Raw genomic sequence first — 3186 nt, forward strand, 5'->3', positions numbered from 1 at the left:
CTCAGATCAGCCAGTCCCGCTCGAGCTTGAAGCAGGGAATCAGTGGCCACACACCCAAGAAAGAGAATCAGGGGCCACATACCCAAGATCGAGACGCTGGCGATCAAAACGCGGCCAGATCGGTACAGAACCTTTTGGGTTCATCCTGCGGAAGCGTGCGCCGGGAGATTCGCGACGCCACTCCTTGACATGGGGAATTGTTGAGCTGGAGGCCCCCAATCTTGCAGGGTGTGTCAAGCGAGGCGCAGACGCACCGGATCGGCGCGGCCTTGGAAATCACGATGGCTCCCCTCTTGAGCAAGCCATGCGAGCATGGGCTCGCCCGCTCGTACCCCATGAATCGGCGGTCCGGTGCGTCTGCGCTTCGCTTGACGCACCCTACAAAAGATGCGCATGCCCAAGCCCGTGGATGGCGGATTTCCGAGCCCGGCGCGCGCTTCGGCCGGATGAGCCATAAGAAAGCGGCTCGATCGAGCTCGGATTGTCGCCGGTTGGCTCGAGGTTCGGCGATGAACGACGAGCAAGCGAGTCCGACGACGCAAGGTGCCGAAGGTGCGTGGAGTGGTCTGGGACCGGCGGCGGGACCGATGTCCAGGCACCTGAGTGGTGACCGGGATCGGAGGCCCTGCAACCAATGGGAGTGGTTCTGCTGTCACCCGTCTTTTCGTGACAGCCGTCGTCGGCCCGTCCTATCGTGAGTCGTCACGAGAATCGACGGCTTGCAAGGAGAGCCTCGCGCTTGAGGTCGGCACGTGAGGTGTCCAGGAGGGAATGGGCATGGGCCAGCGGAAGCGGACGGTATGGGTCGTAATGCACTACGAGATCATGGGCCTCCCGGATTCGCCCCAGGTCGACTCGGTCCAGTTCCACGTCTCCTCGTCGCTGGAGAAGGCCGAGGAGTACATTCGAAGTAGACACGTGTCCTCGCACTCCTGGTGGCAGGTCCATCTGCATGTCGTCGATTTCGCCGGCCTCGAAGACGGCGACGAGGTCCATTACTACAGCCATCGGGGAGCCCGCTTGAAACGCGCCCCGACGACGCGATCGATCGCCACCTACCGCAGGCATGCGGCCCGTCATCCCGAATGGTTTCCGCCGAAGCCGCCGAGTCCATGACGAGACGCGCGGAGGGCTCCCGATGTCGCTCCTGGATCATCCCGAGGCAGAGGCCTTCGTGGCCGATGCCGGAAGGCATAGCAGGTCAGTAGCATGGGAGGCACAATAGAAGACCAGGCACCGAAAAGTTTGTACGCATCTGTCGAGGCTCTCCACCTTGGTGCGTGGCGACTGATCCCCTGTGGAAAACGGGCCGCGGCGGCAGGCCAGGCGATCCTCCGCGTGGCCGCTGATTCTCCTGATTCCCTGGCCACGGATTCGCGCTGCCAGTTGCGAGCCGCTCCTCCTGCGGCATCCTCGAGCGTCATGTCGCTCACGGTCCTGAGCACCTCCTGTGGGGTACGAGTTGATTGCGCCCCCCTCGGTCGTGACAGACTTGATCCTGAGGATTCGCTGCCGTACGCTCGCCGACATGGGCGGTGTTCAGAGTCTGGCAGGGAGGGCTATGGCGAGCCGCTGCCGACACCACCCGTGCGATCCTCTGAAGCCGGCAAGTGCCGGATGGATGAGGAACCATGACTCGCAAGGAAATCGAAGCCTGCTGGGATGAACCCCGGAATCGGAGGTGGGGGGTCTACTTTTGCAGGGCTGACCCACGGGCCATCGTGCCTCGACACGCGAGGTGGATGAGTTGGACGGTGAATGCAGCCCGCCCGAGCGCCATTCCGACCGTGCTGCTCCTGCTCGCCCTCCTTATCGTGCCCATTCGGCTCGTGTCGGCCAGCGGTGGTCAACAAGGTGCCGTGCTCTTGGCGGCCGCCGCGAGCGTCACCGTGATGTGCCTGGTCTGTGCCTACCTGTCTTCACCCGCCCGATACGAAACCGAGGACCCGATGCGTTCCTGAGCGCGTGATCCGCCCTACGAACGGGACGAGCAGGCCGGTGGAAACGAGGAGCCAGGACGAGGGTTCGGGGACAGCGCTCGTGCCGGTCACGAAGATTCGCAGGCCGGACCAGCCGGGCTGATCGAGCCATTTGTCGTCGACGACGTTGAGGGCGCTGAAGAAGGACGCCTGTGAGGTCGGGATGTTCCCCTCGGTCAGGTTCGCGCCGCCCCCGGAGTTGAACGCACCCACGCCGAAGACGACGCCGTAGTCGCCGGGCCCCAGCGCGACCGGGAGGCTCACGGAGACGTCGGCAACGGCGGACGGGGCGGTGAAAACGGCATGGGCCAGGGCATGCGACTCGATCTGGGAAGGCGCCCAGGAGGGGAGTCCGTCGGGACCATCCAGGGCAACGATCGCCACGAAGAGGCTCTGGGCACCCTGGAGATTGGCCCCGACCGTGTCCACGTCCACGCTGTTCGAGACCGAGAAGCGGGCCCCGACCCACTGGAGGGCGCCGAGGCCGACGGCAGGCGTGGGATTCGCCCCGAGCGTCGCCGTCTCGAGGATCGTGTCGGCATGGGCTCGACTCGGCCCCGAATCCAGGAGGGCAACCGTCAGGACGAGGAGGGAGGCCGGCCACGAGGTTGAGGGTCGTCGATGTTGGCGCATGGAAATCGCTCCCGGTGAGGACTGATCGTCCGTCTACGAGCCGCGAATCCCCGGCTCCGTCGATGATGATCAGGAGAATTGAGATCGCTCCGAAGTCGATCGATTCGGTCGGTCGGTCGGATGGCGAAGACGCCCGAGGCGGTCGGAGTCATCGAAGCCCAGGATGGGATCGAACGAAGATCGGCGTACCACGATTCGGCGCGGGCTCGTCCTAAATCCTGTGTGCGGTTCTGGACACTCCTGGCCGCCACGCAGGGGCTCGGGTGGCCGTGGTGGAACACCACGGGACCGCCTCGTCCCGGGAGCAAGGTCCGTCCGGCGTGACGGCTTGCCTCACCGCAGTGTCGCTGCGCTTCCATCACGGCCACCCCACTGCAGCTTTGTGCCGACTGTCAAGCGCCCCACGCCCTGCCTCCCAGCAAATGGGGACGGTGCCTCACGCCGGGCGAAGAACTCACGAACGCGCCGCGCCGGTGACGTCATGCTGGGAATCAGGCGGCGCGGGTTTCGGGCGTCGGCGGGTTGAAAAGGATTCATCCTTCCGCGTTCGGCAGGCGAGTTGCGAATCCCTCTG

3 protein-coding genes are annotated in these 3186 nt (G+C 64.8%); 2 read left to right on the forward strand and 1 reads right to left on the reverse strand.

The features are described 5' to 3' along the window. On the forward strand, positions 1 to 188 hold a 188-nt coding region (locus G6O54_RS37585; protein WP_205679172.1), incomplete at its 5' end, for a hypothetical protein. A 589-nt stretch (positions 189 to 777) separates the two neighbouring features. Next, positions 778 to 1116 (forward strand): hypothetical protein, encoded by a 339-nt coding sequence (locus tag G6O54_RS36565; protein WP_165235926.1) that lies wholly within the window; start codon positions 778 to 780, stop codon positions 1114 to 1116. A gap of 803 nt (positions 1117 to 1919) precedes the next feature. Here G6O54_RS36565 and G6O54_RS36570 read toward each other — a convergent pair. Further along, complete coding sequence (locus tag G6O54_RS36570) at positions 1920 to 2612, reverse strand: hypothetical protein (RefSeq protein WP_165235929.1); 693 nt, start codon at positions 2610 to 2612, stop codon at positions 1920 to 1922. Between the last annotated feature and the right edge of the window lie 574 nt (positions 2613 to 3186).

It is taken from the genome of Aquisphaera insulae, assembly GCF_011064615.1.
Lineage (GTDB): Bacteria > Planctomycetota > Planctomycetia > Isosphaerales > Isosphaeraceae > Aquisphaera > Aquisphaera insulae.

Coding starts and splice junctions, on each gene's coding strand:
- G6O54_RS36565 (WP_165235926.1), top strand. CDS start 778: ATGGGCCAGCGGAAGCGGACGGTATGGGTCGTAATGCACTACGAGATC.
- G6O54_RS36570 (WP_165235929.1), bottom strand. CDS start 2,612: ATGCGCCAACATCGACGACCCTCAACCTCGTGGCCGGCCTCCCTCCTC.